15 protein-coding genes and 3 pseudogenes are annotated in these 17,607 nt (G+C 62.9%); 7 read left to right on the forward strand and 11 right to left on the reverse strand.

Annotated elements, in window-relative coordinates; translation table 11 throughout:
- Positions 1–396 precede the first annotated feature (396 nt).
- Complete coding sequence (locus NKH01_RS21985; protein ID WP_023720614.1) at positions 397–828, forward strand: DUF6841 family protein; 432 nt, start codon at positions 397–399, stop codon at positions 826–828.
- A gap of 24 nt (positions 829–852) precedes the next feature.
- Here NKH01_RS21985 and NKH01_RS21990 read toward each other — a convergent pair.
- Positions 853–1,050: pseudogene (locus NKH01_RS21990) on the reverse strand (polar amino acid ABC transporter ATP-binding protein); the annotation flags it as partial.
- Here NKH01_RS21990 and NKH01_RS21995 point away from each other — a divergent pair.
- Together NKH01_RS21995 and NKH01_RS22000 are read left to right on the forward strand one after the other, a co-directional pair.
- Positions 1,000–1,239, forward strand: a pseudogene (locus tag NKH01_RS21995) (Gfo/Idh/MocA family protein); the annotation flags it as partial. The pseudogenes NKH01_RS21990 and NKH01_RS21995 sit on opposite strands and share 51 nt — an antisense overlap.
- A 303-nt stretch (positions 1,240–1,542) precedes the next feature.
- On the forward strand, positions 1,543–1,965 hold the full coding sequence (locus NKH01_RS22000; RefSeq protein ID WP_352641025.1) for a hypothetical protein: 423 nt from the start codon (positions 1,543–1,545) through the stop codon (positions 1,963–1,965).
- 143 nt (positions 1,966–2,108) lie between these two features.
- Here NKH01_RS22000 and NKH01_RS22005 read toward each other — a convergent pair whose 3' ends face one another.
- The 6 genes from NKH01_RS22005 to NKH01_RS22030 form a co-directional block, all read right to left on the reverse strand.
- Positions 2,109–2,837: an amino acid ABC transporter ATP-binding protein gene (locus NKH01_RS22005; protein WP_376703691.1), complete on the reverse strand. Its 729-nt coding sequence runs from the start codon at positions 2,835–2,837 to the stop codon at positions 2,109–2,111.
- Between the two features lie 29 nt (positions 2,838–2,866).
- Complete coding sequence (locus tag NKH01_RS22010) at positions 2,867–3,541, reverse strand: amino acid ABC transporter permease (RefSeq protein ID WP_352484003.1); 675 nt, start codon at positions 3,539–3,541, stop codon at positions 2,867–2,869.
- Entirely contained in the window at positions 3,538–4,209 is a 672-nt protein-coding gene (locus NKH01_RS22015; RefSeq protein WP_023720609.1) for an amino acid ABC transporter permease, read from the reverse strand. Before NKH01_RS22015 ends, NKH01_RS22010 begins: the two co-directional genes overlap by 4 nt.
- Positions 4,210–4,378: 169 nt before the next feature.
- A complete protein-coding gene (locus NKH01_RS22020; protein WP_023720608.1) occupies positions 4,379–5,167 on the reverse strand; it encodes an ABC transporter substrate-binding protein in 789 nt (262 codons plus the stop codon).
- A gap of 110 nt (positions 5,168–5,277) precedes the next feature.
- Positions 5,278–6,441: a saccharopine dehydrogenase family protein gene (locus tag NKH01_RS22025; RefSeq protein ID WP_353022370.1), complete on the reverse strand. Its 1,164-nt coding sequence runs from the start codon at positions 6,439–6,441 to the stop codon at positions 5,278–5,280.
- Positions 6,438–6,941, reverse strand: a complete 504-nt coding sequence (locus tag NKH01_RS22030) for an Lrp/AsnC family transcriptional regulator (RefSeq protein WP_023677254.1) — start codon at positions 6,939–6,941, stop codon at positions 6,438–6,440. Before NKH01_RS22030 ends, NKH01_RS22025 begins: the two co-directional genes overlap by 4 nt.
- Before the next feature lie 385 nt (positions 6,942–7,326).
- On the opposite strand from NKH01_RS22030, the gene NKH01_RS22035 reads away from it, so the two are divergent.
- A complete protein-coding gene (locus NKH01_RS22035; protein WP_353022372.1) occupies positions 7,327–8,181 on the forward strand; it encodes a hypothetical protein in 855 nt (284 codons plus the stop codon).
- Positions 8,182–8,350: 169 nt separating this feature from the next.
- On the opposite strand, the pseudogene NKH01_RS22040 reads toward NKH01_RS22035, so the two are convergent.
- Positions 8,351–9,396 (reverse strand): annotated as a pseudogene (locus NKH01_RS22040) (acyltransferase family protein).
- Between the two features lie 206 nt (positions 9,397–9,602).
- A complete protein-coding gene (locus NKH01_RS22045; RefSeq protein ID WP_353022374.1) occupies positions 9,603–10,328 on the reverse strand; it encodes a 3-keto-5-aminohexanoate cleavage protein in 726 nt (241 codons plus the stop codon).
- A 156-nt stretch (positions 10,329–10,484) separates the two neighbouring features.
- Between NKH01_RS22045 and NKH01_RS22050 the strand changes: the two genes are divergently transcribed.
- The gene (locus NKH01_RS22050; protein ID WP_353022375.1) at positions 10,485–11,228 is read left to right on the forward strand and encodes a 2OG-Fe(II) oxygenase; all 744 of its coding nucleotides are present in this window, start codon (positions 10,485–10,487) and stop codon (positions 11,226–11,228) included.
- Between the two features lie 25 nt (positions 11,229–11,253).
- Here NKH01_RS22050 and NKH01_RS22055 read toward each other — a convergent pair whose 3' ends face one another.
- Positions 11,254–12,609, reverse strand: coding sequence for a sigma-54-dependent transcriptional regulator (locus tag NKH01_RS22055; RefSeq protein WP_353022377.1), 1,356 nt, complete (start codon positions 12,607–12,609; stop codon positions 11,254–11,256).
- Positions 12,610–12,615: 6 nt separating this feature from the next.
- Entirely contained in the window at positions 12,616–14,475 is a 1,860-nt protein-coding gene (locus tag NKH01_RS22060) for a sensor histidine kinase (protein WP_352494436.1), read from the reverse strand.
- A gap of 236 nt (positions 14,476–14,711) precedes the next feature.
- Here NKH01_RS22060 and NKH01_RS22065 point away from each other — a divergent pair, with 236 nt between their 5' ends.
- Positions 14,712–16,043: a dicarboxylate/amino acid:cation symporter gene (locus NKH01_RS22065; protein ID WP_292659748.1), complete on the forward strand. Its 1,332-nt coding sequence runs from the start codon at positions 14,712–14,714 to the stop codon at positions 16,041–16,043.
- 471 nt (positions 16,044–16,514) lie between these two features.
- Complete coding sequence (locus NKH01_RS22070) at positions 16,515–17,579, forward strand: glycosyltransferase family 2 protein (protein ID WP_023720595.1); 1,065 nt, start codon at positions 16,515–16,517, stop codon at positions 17,577–17,579.
- Positions 17,580–17,607 lie beyond the last annotated feature (28 nt).

The following is a 17,607-nucleotide window of genomic DNA, read 5'->3' on the forward strand; positions in this document are numbered from 1 at the left end:
ATTCGGACCCTCCGATGGATGCTGAAGCTTGGTAACTCCAGTCTCCTCGGTGCGGTCCGAATGGACAACCCTCTGAAAGCTCACAACTAGGGGCGCGGCTATAGCTCCGATCGCCCAAATCGAATGGGGCGAGCGCGCCGCTAGCCGCGCGCTCGCCATCACGAAGGCCGAGCAACAGGGCTTCGCTTGTTGCGTCTGCGGCGACAAGGGTGGCATCGAAGTCGTGCACAATCGGGTCGCACCACGCATTCGTCATCCCAGGGTCTGCGCCGCGTCGCTTCGCTCCTTGCTCCACCCCCGGGACGAAGTCATCATGGCTGAGGCCATTGCGGATGTCGGAGATCGGCGGAGCGTTTCCTGCTCCCACCCAACATAGCCTCACCTGGAGATGAAATGATGGAAACCAGCGTAAGGAAGCTATTCGAGAGATATGAGCGCTTTTTCAACCAGTCCCTCGGCGGCGACATGGACATGGATGAAGTCGCATCGCTGTATGCTTCGGACTTCATAGCGGCTTCGCCCGCCGGGGTCATGACTGGAAAGAACGATGGGCAACTCAAGCAGGTCATGGCGCAAGGCTATGCGCACTATCGCGCGATAGGTACGAAGGAAATGCGGATACGCAACCTCAGGCTCTCGCCGATAGACGAACATCATTGCGTGGCCCATGTCGCCTGGACGGCAACCTATGCCCGCAGGGATCAATCGAAGGTGGCGATAGATTTTGACGTCCACTACCTCGTGCAGAAATTGGACGCGGAGCCGAAGGTTTTCGGCTGGATATCAGACGACGAGCAGGCGCTGTTGAGAAAGCACGGCATCGTCTGAGGTCCGCTTTGTCCTAATGCCCTCCTAATGCCGCAGGATCTTGCTCAGGAAAGCGCGGCTGCGGTCGGTCTTCGGGTTGGAGAAGAACTCGTCCGGGGTGCCGCTCTCGACGATGGCGCCGGCGTCCATGAACACGACGCGCTGGGCGACCTTGCGGGCAAAGCCCATCCCGTGCGTCACAACCATCATGGTCATGCCTTCCTCGGCGAAGACGTCGAGAACGCTAAATGGCAAGTTCTGGACGCCGGAACGGTGCCCACCAACTACCAGCGCTTCATCGATGCAGTCCGCAACGGCGTCCAGGCCGAACCGTCGTTCCGGCATGCTGCCGAATTGCAGAAGGTCCTCGACCTCGCCGTCGTCTCGGATGAGAAGAGGGCCGAATTGAGCACCCACGCCGATATGCAATAGGTTTGGCTTCCTCGCCCCCGCCAAGCGGGGGGAGATGTGGCCGCAAAGCGGCCGGAGAGGGGTCTTTGGCAGCGAGGGCATTCGCAAGAATGAAATGTCTTTAATGTCGGGACAAGGTCGCACGCAATGACATGGTCAGCGCAATTCCCCCTCTCCGTCTCGGCGACCCGGGTGGTTTGTGAAACCTCGCTAGCCGCGAGCGAGACTGAACTAACTCGGAAGGTCAGTTGACTCTTCGCCGCAACGGCCCATCCTTGATTGTTGGCCTACCTTTCCGACCAACTTTTGAACAGGGAGGAAACAATGGAAGCCGTCAATCGTAGATCCACACTTGCACTCGGTCTTACACTGGCCGCAACGCCTCTGATCGCTTGGGGGACACCAGCATCCGCCCAGACTTACGGCCCCGATGAGGGCAAGGAGGTCTCACCCGGCGTCAGAGTTGTAGCGCTTGGTGAGCGCAAGTCGGTCATACCAGCCTATGCAACGGTGAAGCTGCGCGATGTTGTCATTCAGCCCGGAGCGAAGACGGCTGACAACATGATGAAGAACGACATGCTCTGCCACATGACTGAGGGAGAACTTTCGGTCGTTCACAACAAACAAAAGTTCACAGTCAAGAAGGGCGATGTTTGGGCCTGCGCTAATGGCGCTACGACAGAAGGCACCCAGAACACGAGCAGTGCGGTCGCGATCATGCGGGTCATCGATTTGATGCCCGCATAAGGGAAGCGGCTGGTGGAAGTGCGGCAATGGCCGCCCTAAGAGGAAGCCCGGCGCGCATCTGTCGTATTAGGGAACGTCCAGCGAAGGGCCGCTTTCCATCCATCTCGGCCATCGACGACAGCCAGCTGAGTTGAGTTTGAACCCTAATGCCGCAGGATCTTGCTCAGGAAGGCGCGGCTGCGGTCGGTCTTTGGGTTGGAGAAGAACTCGTCCGGGGTGCCGCTCTCGACAATGGCGCCGGCGTCCATGAACACGACGCGCTGGGCGACCTTGCGGGCAAAGCCCATCTCGTGCGTCACCACCATCATCGTCATGCCTTCCTCGGCGACCGCGACCATGACGTCGAGGACTTCTGAGATCATCTCGGGATCGAGCGCCGAGGTCGGCTCGTCGAACAGCATGATCTTGGGGCGCATGCCGAGGCAGCGCGCGATCGCCACGCGCTGCTGCTGGCCGCCTGAGAGTTGCGCCGGATAGGCATCAACCTTGTCGGCGAGGCCGACCTTGGCGAGCAGTTCGCGCCCGGCCTTCTCGGCCTCGGTGCGCGGGATCTTGCGCACATGGATCGGCGCCAGGGTGACGTTCTCGAGCGCGGTCTTGTGCGGATAGAGGTTGAACGACTGGAAGACGAAGCCGATCTCGGTCCGCAGCCGCGTCATGTTGGTGGCGGGGTCGCCGAGGCGCTGGCCGTCGACCGTCAGGTCGCCGTCGCGGATCGTCTCCAGCCCGTTGATGCAGCGGATCAAGGTGCTCTTGCCCGAGCCGCTCGGGCCGCAGACGACGACCACTTCGCGCGGCTCGACGCTCAGCGTAATATCCCTGAGCACGTTGAGCTGGCCAAACCATTTGTTGACGCCGCGAAATTCGATCATGCCGGCACCATTCTTGCTGCTGAGGTTCGTCATATCTGCACCTCGCCATGGGCCGCGCCCATGCGCTGTTCCAGCCGTCGGGCCAGCATGATCAGGGGGTAGCAGACGATGAAATAACCGAGGCCGACGAGGAAGAAGACCAGCAGGCCGTTCGGCACACGCTGCACCACCAGCCAGCCGACGCGAGTGAGATCGGTGAGACCGATCGCCGAAACGACCGAGGAATCCTTGATCAGCAGCACATATTGCCCGACCAGCGGCGGCAGCACGATGCGCATCGCTTGCGGCAGCACCACCTGGCGCATGCGCTGCCAGCGCGACAGGCCGGACGCCAGCGCCGCCTCGACCTGGCCGGTCGGCACCGAGCGGATGCCGGCGACGACGATCTCGCAGATGAAGCAGGCGGCCAGATTGGTCAGCGCGATGATGCCGGCGGTGAAGGCGTCGAGCTCGATGCCGAGTTCCGGCAGGATGAAGAAGATCAGGAAAATCTGCACCAGGAACGGAGTGCCGCGGATCAGGTCGACCCAGCCGCCGATCGCGCTGCTGATCAGCCGGTTGCCGCCTGTGCGCAGGATGCCGAGGCCGAAGCCGAGCAAGGTGCCCAGCACCAGGCTGATCAACGACAGCACCACGGTCATGCCGAGGCCGCGCAAGGCGAGGGGATAGCTGCCGGCGATGCTTTGCAGTTGCTGCCAGATCATGTCCGTGCCCCCGCCAGGCCGAGCCAGCGCCCGGAGAGTGCCGCCAGTCCCTTCAGCCCGTAATAGAGCAGCAGGTAGAAGGCGGCGATGGTGATAAAACCTTCGGCCGGCATGAAGCGGTCGGAAGCGAGCAATTGTCCGGCGCGCGTCAGTTCGGCGACCGAGATCAGCGACAACAGCGCGGAATCCTTGACCAGCACGATCGCCTGGCCGAGCAGCGGCGGGATCGTCACCTTAAACGCCTGCGGCAGGATGACCAGGCGCATGCGCTGGACATAGGTCATGCCCGAGGCGACGCCGGCCTCGACCTGGCCGCGCGGGATCGACAGGATGCCGGCGCGGATGATCTCGGCGACATAGGCGCCGCTGTTCAGCGACAGGGCCAGGATGCCGACGACGAGCTCGGGCAGGACGAAGCCGAGCCGCGGCAGGCCGAAATAGAGGAAGTAAAGCTGCGCCAGCAGCGGCGTGGCGCGCACTGCATCGATATAGGCCTTGGCCGGGACGCGGAACAGCCGGCCGCGCTGCAGGTTCATCGCGGCGAGTACGATGCCGACGGCGAGCGCGCCGGCAAAGGAGAGGACAGACAGCCACACGGTCGTGACGAGGCCCTGCCCGAACAGGGGCAGATATTCGACGATGGTGCGGAAGCTGAAGTTTTCGAGCATGGTGAGGCGGTGACTGGTGAATGGTGAGTAGCGAGTAGTGAGTAGTGAGTAGCGAGTAGCGAGTAGCGAGTAGCGAGTAGCGAGTAGCGAGTAGCGAGTAGCGAGTAGCGAGTAGCGAGTAGCGAGTAGCGTTCCCTACTCCCTACTCCCTACTCCCTATTCCCTCTACTCAGTGATCCTTCTTCCAGGCGTCGGAATTGACCCAGTAATCGAGGTTCTTCTGCAGGCGGCCGTCGAGGCTGACCTGGTCGAGGAACAGGTTCATCCAGGTCAGCAGGTCCTGCTCGTCATAGCGCGTGGCGAAGGCCAGTGGCTCCTTCGACAGCATGTCCGGCATGATGATGAAGCTGCCGGCCGGATAAGCGGTTGACTGGCCCTTGACCGCCGAGACGTCGTTGACGCCGCAATCGGCCTGGCCGTTGTTGACGGCGTCGAGCAGCAGCGGGCCGCCGCCCTTGTAGCTCTTGATGTCGGCATCGGGGAAGGCGGCCTTGGCTTCCTTCTCGCCGGTGGCGCCGAGCAGCACCGCGATCTTGGTGCCCTTGGCCTTGCAGTCCTCGGTGGACTTGAAGGCGGTCCCAGCCTTGGTGAAGACGGTGCTGCCCGTGTACATGTAAGGCTTGGTGAAGGCGACCTTCATGCCACGCGCCAGTGTCGGCGTCATGTCGGCAACCAGAAGATCGGCCTTGCCCGACAGCAGCGCCGGGATCAGGCCGTCCCAGTCGAAGTCGAGGAAGGTGATCTTGACGCCCATTTCCTTGGCCATCAGTTCGGCGAGTTCGACCGAACTGCCGGTGCGTTCGCCGGCGGCGCCGACCAGCGAGAAGGGCGGTCCCTGCGTCTGCACGGCGACGCGCAACTCACCGCGCTTGGTAATCTCGTCGAGCGTTCCGGCACTGGCGGCAGCGGTGAGGCCGGCGAGCGCAAGTCCGGCGATGAAAAGCTTGGCAATCTTCATTTGGGCATTCCTCCTTGTTGTCGTTTGTTGTTCCACTTGTTGTTTCACCCCATCGGGGCGCCTTTTGAGCGGCGGCGCCGTTGCCGGCGGCAACCACCGTTCGAAAATCTTCAATCCCAGCTCACCGTTTCGGCGACCTTGATGCCGCGCCTGGCCAGCTCGTCGAGGAAGCGGCCATCGGGCACATGCAGCAGCGGGTTGAGCAGGCCGGGCGTGGCGATCTCGCGCCGTGCCAGCATCTGCGCCACGATACTGGCGGGATAGCCGACGCCAAGGCTCATGCCGAACAGGCCGGAGGCGAGGTCGCGTTCGATGACCAGCTCCGAGGTCACCGTCTTGCGGCGGCCGCCTTCGCTGCCGACAAAGACGTTGCGCATCACGCAAAGGTCCTTTTCGTCGGCGCCATATTGCAGTTGCGGACCGAGCAGCCGGCCGAGGAATTCGCGTGGGCTGACGCCGGTGCCGGGCACCTTGTCCTCGGACAGGAAGCCGAGCTGCTTCAGCGGCGCCCAGAACGCCGACCAACCGGGCCAGCGCAGCGAATAGCGGCCGGAGCGCTGCAGCCCCTTGGCGGCGGCGAGCATGCCGGCATAATGCGGCGCGTCGCCATTGGGAAAGGCCTCGAGCCGCCCCAGCCCGGCGATCTCGATGTCGTGGATGAAACGATTGTCGTGCTGGCGGGCGGCCGGCACGTCGACCCGTTTGCCGTCCTCGACCAGCACGCTGTCGCGGTTCTGGCTGACCAGAACCATGTCGAAATTCCAGCTCACCTTGTAGCGCAGCGGCTCGACCACCGCCTTCGGCTCGGGAATACCGCCGCAATAGGAATCGATCGCGGTGATGGTGTCGAACTGGCTTGCGGCGCGCGCGTAGAGCACAAGGTCGATGCCGGGGTCGAGCCCGCATTCGGTGACGATCGAGACGCCGGCCTTTTCGGCCTCGGGAGCGAGATCGGCGATGGCCTTGCCGTAATTGGTGGTGACCAGCGGCGTGCGCGTCGCGATCGCCGCCTGCACCGCCTCGCGCATCAGCGGCTGCGGCAACAGGTCGATGACCGCGTCGACGTCCTTCATCACATCGGCCAGCACCCGACCGATCGCGCCCTCCGGCACGACAAAACGCACCCGGGCAAGGTCGGTCAGGCCGCCAAGCCGCGCCGCGCCGTCGGTTGCGGTGTCGAGGCAGACCACTTGCTCGACGCCGTCGCTGGCAACGAGATCGGCGATCGCCGCCCGGCCTTGCAGGCCGAGGCCGCCGAGAACCGCGATCTTCATGCCATTTCCTTTCGCGTCTCGTCCGACCAGCAGCCTTCAGGCAGGCTGACCCATTTGTTGCAGGACGCCATGACGACGAAGGTCTCGCTGCGCACGACTTCGCCCGGCTCGCCGGCGCCGGGGATCAGCTCGCTGGTGACGCGGTAGAGATCGGCGACATCGCCGGCCACCGTTACGTCGACGATGATGTCGAAGCGTCCGGTGACGACGGCGGCCGAGTTCACGAAAGGCAGTTCGGAGATGCGCTGCGCCAGTTCACGCGCCCGGCCGCGCCCTTGCGCGTTGATGCCGACGATGGCCGAGATCAGCTCGGGGCGTTCGGTCAGGTTAAGCAGTCCGACGATCTTGAGCAGGTTGCGGTCGAGCAGGTTGCGCAGCCGCATGCGCACCGTCGGCACCGAGATCGCCATCTTCTCCGCGAGGCGGTTGACGCCAAGCTGCGCATCCTGCGACAGCAGCTTGACCAGTCGCCGGTCGGTCTGATCGAGATGTTCCCGCAAACGCTCAGGCTTTCATAAAAGGAAATAAACGGTCGGATTTTCTTTCTGATATGAAAATACCTTATGAGAGATTTTTAACAACGGCAAGAGCCACGTCATCCGCGGTGCCCCTGTGCCTGTCGGCAGTTTCGTCGCAGATGCCACATTTTGTTCTTGCTTTGTGCCGGCAGCTATGCTACTAATTTGGGTATGGTGCTAATCGCGCCGCCGACCCGCCCTCCCGAGGCGGGTTTTTTGTTTTCCGGATACCCTTTGAAGGTTCAGCGCCGCCGGCTTGAGTTGGCGGTACAGCGCCGTTCGGGACGCGCTGTGTTCGAGGGTGAAAGAAGCAAGTGGCGCAAGAGGTGCCTGGAATCCATAGCTTAGAAAGGAACGGTAGATCGACATGAAGAAGATTTCTCATCTGTTGGTGCTGACGGCAATCTGCACCATTACCGCCGCCATGGCGCCAGCTGGCGCCGCATATGCCCAGAATGCGCCCTACTGGCGAGCGGACTGGGAGGAGGGGCCTTGCACCGGAGCCTCGTGCTATACCGACTGGTCTTTCGTCCAGGCGGAGAATCCGGCGGAAGCCGATCCCAGCCTGAACGCAATTGTCAGCGGCCTGGTCTCGACCGGCGCAGGGAATGTATCCTCGCACGGCGGCAACAGCTTCGGAAAGTTCGAAACGACGCTGGCTGCCATCAACGCCGGGAAGCCCCACTCCAAAGTCTACAAGGAGTGGCTCTTTGCGGGCGGCCTGGCCAAGAACGACGCTTTCGGACGTCCGCTCCAGGCGATGTCGCCGTCAGGGATCGATGGAACTTATGTCGCGTGGTTTTTCATTCCCTCCGATTACCAATACGCGGGAAACGGCTGGACGAATATCTTCCAGTTCAAGGTGACCGAGCAATCGCCTTTCAAGCAGGATCCAACGTGGTGGGTCAACCTGACCGACAATCCGACTGACGATGTGGTGATGCTGCATGTGGAAAATGCGGCGGCCGGAGTCCACAATCCGGCTAACGATGTTCCCGCCCCGAAGGGCCGCTGGTTTCAGCTGCGCGCGGATCTCTATGAAGGGGTAGGCATCGATTGGTATCTGGACGGGGTGTTTTGGCAATCGTCGTCGAACGCAACCTGGCCGGTCGGGCGAGATTCCGACGGATCAGGTACACCTCAGTCATTCGTGTTTGGGGTGGGTCACTATGGTGGAGTTGGCAAACTCTACACTGATGATGCCTACATGATTGCAAAGTAGCCACTGACACATTGCCGAAGTGCATAAAATAACAAGCTGCTTCGGGTCCAACCGGGCGGCTATTTTTGTATCTAGAGCGCGTCGCATTGAACGGATCCTGCGACGCGCTTTAAGTTTTTTGTTTTATGCATGTCGTTGTCGCAAAATCGTTGCGAGGCGCAACCGCAACTTATTGTGCCTTCACCTGATAGGCGGAGAGGCTCATCCGAGATATCGCCAAAAGCGGCTTTTCAATAAAACTATAGCTGGCCAGGGAGACGGCAATGCAGGCGGTGACAATAACCATGCCTGCGAGCCATGGTGATACATTGGCGCTTGCAATGACAGGAGCGGTCGCAAGCAGCACGATAGGATGTGTCAGATAGAGAGAGTAGGAAGCATCACCCAACCTTGCCAGCACGCGAGGAGCAAGAAGCCGGAAGTAGCTTTCCAGGCTTATGCAAGCCGCGACAAGGATCAACGCCGGGATTCCCTGAGCAAGGGTTCGCGGCAAGTTGAAGCCAAGGCCCATCACCAGCATGGACACGATGGCGAACACGAGTGCCGAGACACCCAGGACGGCAGGCGAACGCGCCAGCCTGCCGACCAGGTGGCCGAGAGCCATGCCGGCAAGGAACTCAAACAGGATTGGCGTGGTATAGAAAAACAGCACAGTATCGGCGGCGGGTTTGAAGATGATGCGCGCCGCTACGGCGATTGCAAAGACAACGCCGACCATGGCCATTTGCGTCAAGGTGCCAAGACCCATAGTCGCCGCGAACAGAATGTAAAACAGGATTTCCAGATTGAGCGTCCAACCCACGCCAAGCACTGGTTGGACATAACCTGTAACAGTGTCGAGATAGGGAATGAAAAGCAGGCTATTGGTGAGCTGCTCAAGAGACACTGCACGACCGGCAAACAACCAAAGTGCGGCGACCATGACGAAGGTCATAACCCATAGAACGGAACGACGCGCGTGAAGCGCTGCATCAAAAAAGCACGATGGTCGCGACGTCTGTTCTCCGTCGAGAGAACCATGACAAAACCGCTGATGACGAAAAACAGATCGACACCACTGTTTAGGATGGGAATACCCAGATCGAGCATGCCCAGTGCGGCCGGAAGATGATAGATAACAACCATGAGGGCTGCTTGCCCCCGCAGGATCTGTACCGATGTATACTGTTGAACCCGGCGCGGCGCAGCGTGATCATTCTCTGGAATGATGTTCATCGAAAAATGGTCCCCTGTGCGGGGAGCATTAACACACGGAGTCGTTGATGTGCTGATTAATTGCTGGTTTAATTAATGCGTAAAGTTTTAGATAAGTTTTACTGACACCACACGCGGCCATACTTTAGACCCGCCCGACTTTGGCCTGCCTCTCTGTCAAAACCTGGCATCTCCCCAGTGAAGAGGAGATTGGCCGTTTCCCCGCGCTAACGGCTGGTCTCGAAGATAGCGACGGCTGCCGCTGTCAGCGCGGCGTTACCGGGTGCTACTGTTCCATCAGGAAGCTCCTTGCCGTCTTCCAGTCCGACGCGCGTCGACCAACGGCGTTCCGCCGCCCGGTGCACGAAAGGCCAGACCGTGGCGTCGGCACCGTGCAGCAGGATCGCCCGGCGCATCCCGGCGCCGTCGAGCACGGCGGCGATATCGTCACTGACCTCCAGCGCCGCGTCCAGGGGCTGCTCGGAGATTTCGATCAGGATGCGCAGCACCCGTTTGCCATGGTCGAGGCTCACCAGGCGTTCGGCGTCGGCGACGGAGGCAAGCCCCGCCTCGATGCCGATGCCGCGCTGGCGCAGACTCTCCATGACGGCGGGCGCGGCGTCTTCGCTCAGATTGACCGAGGCATAGTCGGGCAGCTCGCTCCAACCGGCGATCGCGGCCAGCGTCCGCTCGTCGTCGTTTTCGATCCAGGCGCCGGTCGACACGCCGATCAGCGTTCCCGGACAGGCACGGCGGAGCGCCATCACAGTCCGGTCCATAGCCGCAGGCGCGATGCTTTCGCGGCCGTCGAGTCCGCGCGCATGGACATGCAGCTCGGCCGCACCGGCGGCAATCGAGGCCGCACCGTCGCGCGCCATGGCTTCGGGATCAAGCGGCAGTCGCGGGTGGAAATCGGCGCTGCGCGCGCCATTGATGCAGGTCTGGACAATCATTGAGATGGCGGTCCCGTTGAAGTGGAACAAGTTTAGCGCACGACAACGAAATCGGAAATCGGATGATATCCATCCCGCGAAGCTCACCCGGCAAGAAACGGGTGGTCTGCGCGCGCTGTCTCACCCATCTCTGGTCATAGAGAAGGAGGCGAAGCCATGACCATCCATTCGATAGGCGCGAAAGCGGCGATCAAATCGGCGGAGGCGCGCGTCGCCGCCTATGATTGGCCGAAACTCGCCGGCGAGCTGAGCGGCTATGGCTGCGCGGTGATGGAAAAGCTGCTGACGCCGCAGGAGTGCCGGCAGATCGCCGGGCTCTATCCGGACGAGAGCCATTTCCGCAGCCATGTCCACATGGCGCGGCACGGCTTCGGCAAGGGCGAGTACCGCTATTTCCGCTATCCCTTGCCCGACTTGATCGGCGGCTTGCGCACCGCGCTCTATCCGCGCCTGGCTGCGGTCGCCAACGACTGGAACGAGCGCATGGGGATCGCCCAGCGCTATCCCGACGAACACGCCGCGTTCCTCGAGCAATGCCACGAGCAGGGCCAGACGCGGCCGACGCCGCTGCTGCTGCAATACGTTCCCGGCGACTTCAACTGCCTGCACCAGGATCTCTACGGCGATCTGGCCTTCCCATTGCAGGTGGCGATCCTGTTGTCCGAACCCGGCAAGGATTTCACCGGCGGCCAGTTCGTGCTGAGCGAGCAGCGTCCGCGCATGCAAAGCCGCGTCGAGGTGGTGCCGCTGCGCCAGGGCGATGCGGTCGCCTTTGCGGTCCACAATCGACCGGTCCAGGGCACGCGGGGCAATTACCGCGTCAACCTCAGGCACGGCGTCAGCCGGCTTCGCTCCGGCATGCGCCACACTGTCGGTATCATCTTCCACGACGCCAAATAGCCGAGCCGCTCGGCCCGGCGACGAATTACCTGGAAAAATCGCTGCGCACGATGCCGTGGCGCTGGAGCTTGTCGTAGAAGGTCTTGCGCGGAATCCCCAACGCTTCGATCGTGCGCCTGACATCGCCCTCGTTGCGGCCAAGCGCCTCGCGGATGATGTCGGCCTCGTAGCGCTCCAGCCGCTCCGGCAGCTTCATGGCGGCGTTCGATTCGGTCGGGGCAGGGGGTTGTGCTTCGGCGCCTTCCTCCAATCCAAGCACGAACCGCTCGGCGAAATGCGCCAGTTCGCGCACATTGCCCGGCCAGTCATGGTCGCTCAGATGGCGATGTACCGTCGCCGGCACTGCCGGCACCGGACGATGGAAGCGGGCGGCGGCGCGCTCGGCGAAATAGAAGAACAGCAGGGCGACATCGTCGCGGCGCTCGCGCAGCGGCGGGATCGAGATCGTCACCACGTTGAGCCGGTAGTAAAGGTCCTCACGGAAAGCGCCGCGCTGGCGCGGATCGCCGAGGTCGACCTTGGCGGCGGCGACGACGCGCAGATCCACCGGCCGCACCTCATTGGTGCCGAGCGGAGTGACCTCGCGCATTTCCAAGACGCGCAGCATCTGCACCTGTGTCGAGACCGGCATGCTTTCGATCTCGTCGAGGAACAGCGTGCCGCCGCTGGCATGCTCGATGCGGCCGATCCGTTTCTTCTGCGCGCCGGTGAAGGCCCCGGCCTCATGGCCGAACAACTCGCTCTCGATGACGGTCTCCGGCAGCGTGCCGCAATTCAGCGCGACGAAATTGCCCTTGGCGCGGCGGCTCCAGCGATGCAGAAGGCTTGCCACCACCTCCTTGCCGGAGCCGGTCTCGCCGGTCACCAGCACGTCGACATCGGTGTCGGCGATCTGGCGCAGCGTGCGGCGCAGCCTTTCCATCGCCGGTGTCTGGCCGATCAGCGGCAGGCTGTCCTGCGCCTCTCCGGCCGCCTCGCGCAAGGCGCGGTTCTCCATCACCAGGCGGCGCTTTTCCGCCGCGCGACGCACGCTCTGCACCAGCCGGTCGGCGGCGAAAGGCTTTGTGATGAAGTCGTAGGCGCCGTCCTTGATCGCCTTGACGGCCATGGCGATGTCGCCATGCCCGGTGACGAGGATGACGGGAATGTCGGCATCCAGCCGCAGGATGCGGTTGAAAAGCTGCAAGCCGTCGATCTGAGGCATGCGGATATCCGACACCACGACGCCGGCAAAACCGGCGTCGAGCCGGGCCAGCGCCTCGGCCGCCACCGCAAAGGCTGAGACCGAGAAGCCGGCAAGCTCCAGCGTCTGCGCGGTGGCCTTGAGGAGATCGCGATCGTCGTCGATCAAGATGACCGGCGCGGCATTGTCGTTCGTCATGATGGCTTACGCTGCTTTCATGAGATGGATGGTGAAGCGGGTGCCGCTGTCGTTGCTTGAAACCTCGATGCGGCCGCCATAATCGGCGACGATGTCCTTCGAGATGACGAGGCCAAGGCCGAGGCCTTTTTCCTTGGAGGTGTTGAACGGCGTGAACAGCGACTTGAGAATCCCGGGCGGAATGCCAGGTCCGTTATCGGACACGCCGACCGTCACGCCGTCCGCGGTCTCCTCGACCGATACCTGCACATAAGCGTCGTCGCGGCCGTCGAGTGCTTCGAGCGCGTTCTGGAAGAGGTTGATCAGCACCTGTTCGAGCCGGACCCGATTGCCCATGACTTTGAGGCTCGGCGGCGGCAGGTCGATGGCCAATGCGTCGAGCCGACCGGCAAAGCGGCTTCTCAACAGCATGACCGCGCCCTCGACAACACCACGTAATTCAACAGGCTCGGCGGCGGTGCGGCCCTTGCGGGCAAATGCCTTCAACTCCTCGGTGATTGAGCCGATGCGTTCGGTAAGTGCTGCAATGGCGCCGAGGTTTTCCTCGGCCGGCCCGGTCTGCTTGCGGTCGAGGAAGGTGCGGGCATTGTCGGCATAGGCGCGGATGGTGGCGACCGGCTGGTTGATCTCATGGGCGACACCGGCGGCGACCTGGCCGAGGATGGCGAGGCGGTTGGCCTGGACCAGATCCTGCTGCACGATTTGGAGCTTGGCTTCGGTGCTGCGGTGGCCTGCTATCTCGGCCTGCAGCCGGTCGCGGGCTTGGCTCAGATCCTCGGTGCGTTCGACGACGCGGCGTTCGAGTTCGGTGCGCGCCGCCTGTTCGGCGGCAATCCGCATCTGCGCCGACTGCCGCCGCCACAACAGATACGCGGCCAGGCCGAGCAGCGGGACGACGGCACCTAGTGCCAGAAGCCGCATTTCGCGGACGGCAGCGGCGATCGGCGCTTCGGCCGGGATCAGATAGTCGAGCTGCCATGGGGTCGAAGGGACCGGCGTGGAAAGGCTGAGATACTCCGCCTCACTGCCGCCGGGCGTCACCGCGTGGACGATCGACACATCCGGGCTGAGCGCCTGCCGGTGCATGATCGGCAGCGGAACCAGCGGCGCGTCGCCGAACTGTTGGCTGTCGCGGATCGCGGCTTGCTCAGGTCCGGCCAGCGGCGCGGTTGTCATGAAGCGCCAGGACGGCACGCTGGTGATCAGCACGACGCCGTTCTCGTCGCTGACATAGGCCGGGCGGTTGGCCTCGCGCCAGTCGGCTTCGAGCTGGTCGAACTCCATCTTGACGACGACGACGCCGAGCGGTGCGGCGGCATCGCCGACGCGTCGCGAAATGTAGAGGCCGGGACGCTTGCTGACATTGCCGAGCGCAAAGTACTCGGCGGTTCCGGCCTGCATTGCGCCGGAGAAATAATCGCGAAAACGGTAGTCATTGCCGACGAAGCTGATCGGCTCGCGCCAGTTGCTGGAGGCGATCGCCAGTCCGTCGGTGCCGACGACATAGAGCACCGACGCCTTGGTGCCGGAGACCAGCCCCTCGAGCTTGCGGTTCAGAACATCGATTGCCGCGGCATTTTTCTGCGACAGCGCGTCACGCACTTGCTGGTCCGCGGACAGAAGCAGCGGCAGGGCGCGCGGGCTTTCGAGCACGGCGCGCAGCAGCGCGACCTTCAGATTGGCGTCGGTACGCCCCTGCGCCGCCAGGGTCCCGACCTCGGCGGTGCGGCCGTAGAGGCCGGCACCGTAGAGCGCTGCCGTGACGATCAGCAGGGCGACGGCCGCAAACAGCAGCCAGGCTCGGCGCGCCCGCCTGGCGAGTTGCTCGGGCGTCGAAGACAAGGCACCGGCGGGGCGTTGCAGCATCGCCCATTTGTGCATGAACTCGCACAAAACACAATTCGACCTATGCGGAGATTCGCACTTGTCTGTGTGTCCAGCAGTGCGGACGTTTGTGAATGCTCAACAAAATCAATGATGAAAGGCCCTTCTGCGTATCTGGCACGGCTGTTGCAAACACGAATTCAGCAGTCGCGAGGCTGCTGGTCAAAACAACTGCCCCGGGGAGTCGAGCTTTCGATCGGGGCGCCATGGAGGACGTCATGCAGACAGCAATCGCTGCCGCCGAGCCGCGCGGCAAACTTCCCTTATACCGGCATCTTTATGTGCAGGTGCTGGCGGCGATCGCCGCCGGTGTGCTGCTCGGCCACTTCTATCCGGAAACCGGCGAGGCGATGAAGCCGTTCGGCGATGCCTTCATCAAGCTGGTGAAGATGGTGATCGCGCCGGTGATCTTCCTGACGGTGGCGACCGGCATCGCCGGTGTTTCCGACCTGCAGAAGGTCGGCCGCGTCGCCGGCAAGGCGATGATCTATTTCCTGGTGTTCTCGACGCTGGCGCTTGTCGTCGGCCTGGTCGTCTCCAATGTCGTCCAGCCCGGCGCCGGCATGCACATCAATCCGGCCACGCTCGATACCACCAAGGTGACGGCCTATGCCGAGAAGGCGCACGACACAACCATCGTCGGCTTCCTGATGAACATCATCCCCGACACCATCACCGGCGCCTTCGCGCAGGGCGACATCCTGCAGGTGTTGTTCTTCTCGGTGCTGTTCGGTGTCGCCCTGGCACTGGTCGGCGATCGCGGCCGTCCGGTCGTCGATTTCCTGCAGGCACTGACCACGCCGATCTTCCGCCTCGTCGCCATCCTGATGAAGGCCGCACCGATCGGCGCCTTCGGCGCCATGGCCTTCACAATCGGCAAATACGGCATCGGCTCGATCGCCAACCTCGCCATGCTGATCGGCACATTCTACCTGACCGCGCTGCTGTTCGTGCTGGTGGTGCTCGGCGCGGTTGCCCGCTACAATGGCTTCTCGATCCTGGCGCTGATCCGCTACATCAAGGAAGAGCTGCTGCTGGTGCTCGGCACCTCGTCCTCGGAAGCGGCATTGCCGGGCCTCATGGCCAAGATGGAGCGCGCCGGCTGCAACCGCTCGGTGGTCGGCCTGGTCATCCCGACCGGCTATTCCTTCAATCTGGACGGCACCAACATCTACATGACGCTGGCGGCGCTGTTCATCGCGCAGGCGACCGACACGCCACTCACCTACGGCGACCAGATCCTGTTGCTCGCCGTCGCCATGCTGAGCTCCAAGGGTGCCGCCGGCATCACCGGCGCCGGCTTCATCACGCTGGCGGCAACGCTTTCGGTCGTCCCCACCGTGCCGGTCGCCGGCATGGCGCTGATCCTCGGCGTCGACCGCTTCATGTCGGAATGCCGGGCGCTGACCAACTTCATCGGCAATGCGGTGGCGACAGTGGTGGTGGCACGCTGGGAGGGAGAACTCGACCAGACGAAGTTTGCCGCCGCCATGGCCGGCGACTTGCCGGAGGAAGTCGACCTGTCGCTGCCGGGTTTGCAGGCCGCCTGACTGTCCAGGCCACGTGACTATAAGCCCCGGAGGCGGTTCGCCGGCTCTGGGGCAAAGCACCGGCGGTCGCGGCATGCCGCCTGAAACACAACCTGAAGTGGCCCTGTTTTCGACGCGGGGCTTGTTCCAGCCGCATTTGAAGGCCAGTATCCGCCATGCCTTCAGGGCACCCGTCCGCTTCGCTCCCGACCTGATCGCGAGGCGAGACATTTCCGTCGGGCTCGGTTGCGACATCACCTTGGCCGAACCGTCTGGGCTTTTGCTGCCGCCGACCCCTGACCATGGCAGCAGTCCTCGAAGGCAATGGCGGCCTCAGTACGAAGTCGCAAAGCGAAACGTGACCCGTCTCCTGATAGAAAGCGCAGGCTTTCTCCCAGGGAACTCGTTGCGCGCCAAGAGGGCGCTTGAAGAGGGGGGCAGGCCCATGAGCGGGCCTTTGCCGAACCAAAGCAAGATGCGAGGTCAAACGCGATGCAGACTGTCCCGAGAATTCCGGTATCCATCATCATCCCGAACTACAACTACGCGCGGTTCCTCAAACGCAGCATCGACAGCGCCCTCGAGCAGGACTACGCGGATGTCGAAGTCATCGTCGTCGACGATGCATCGCAGGACAATTCCACGACAATCATGGAATCGTATCGCGACGAGATCCTCGCATGTCCGCGAGCGCAAAATGGCGGACACGCCGCGGCATTCAACACCGGCTTCGCAGCGAGCTCGGGCAAGATCGTCCTGTTCCTCGACGCCGACGATTATCTCTATCCGACCGCCGTCTCCACCATCGTCGAGACCTGGGACGAGGCAACCGCCCAGGTCCAGTCCAGACTGCACATCGTCGACGAAGGGCAACGCATCAAGGATGTCTTTCCGCCGCCCGAACTGGCTTTCGACAGCGGCGACGTCATGCCGAAACTCCTGCACAAGGGCCGCTATCAGACGACCGTGACCAGCGGGCTCGCCTTTGACCGCGCAACGCTCGAATCGATCATGCCGATACCGGAGCCGGAGTTCCGCCAGGGCGCCGACGGCTATCTGGCAACGCTGGCGCCGATGTACGGGCACGTCCAATCCATCGACGAATGCCTCGGCGCCTACCGCATCCACGGCGCCAACCATTCGGTCTTCGGCGAAAAGCTCGCCGAGCGGGCACGCTGGCGGGTAACCCACGATTTCCGCCGCATGCAGGCACTGTCGGACCAGGCCTCCGGGATCGGCCTGACCATCGTGCCGTCGGATGCTGTCCGCCACGATCCGGTCCACCTGGAGGAGCGGCTGGCGTCGCTCTGCGCCGACAGAGACCGACATCCGGTGGCCGACGATTCCCGGCTGGCGCTCGGGGCGGCCGGCGCCGTCGCCAGCCTCGAAATGACCGCATCCCTGCGGCGGCGCGTCATCCTTGCCGCATGGTTCCTGTCGGTCGGGGTGTTGCCGCGGAAAATGGCCACGGCGGTGCTGTCGTGGAAGCTCGATGCGTCGTCGAGGCCGGCATTTTTGAGCCGCCTGTCCAAGAGAATCCGCCACGCTATGGGGTAGTGGGTGGCGCAGTGACACAACGCCGCCA

The sequence above is a fragment of the Mesorhizobium sp. M1403 genome, assembly GCF_040317695.1.
Lineage (GTDB): Bacteria > Pseudomonadota > Alphaproteobacteria > Rhizobiales > Rhizobiaceae > Mesorhizobium.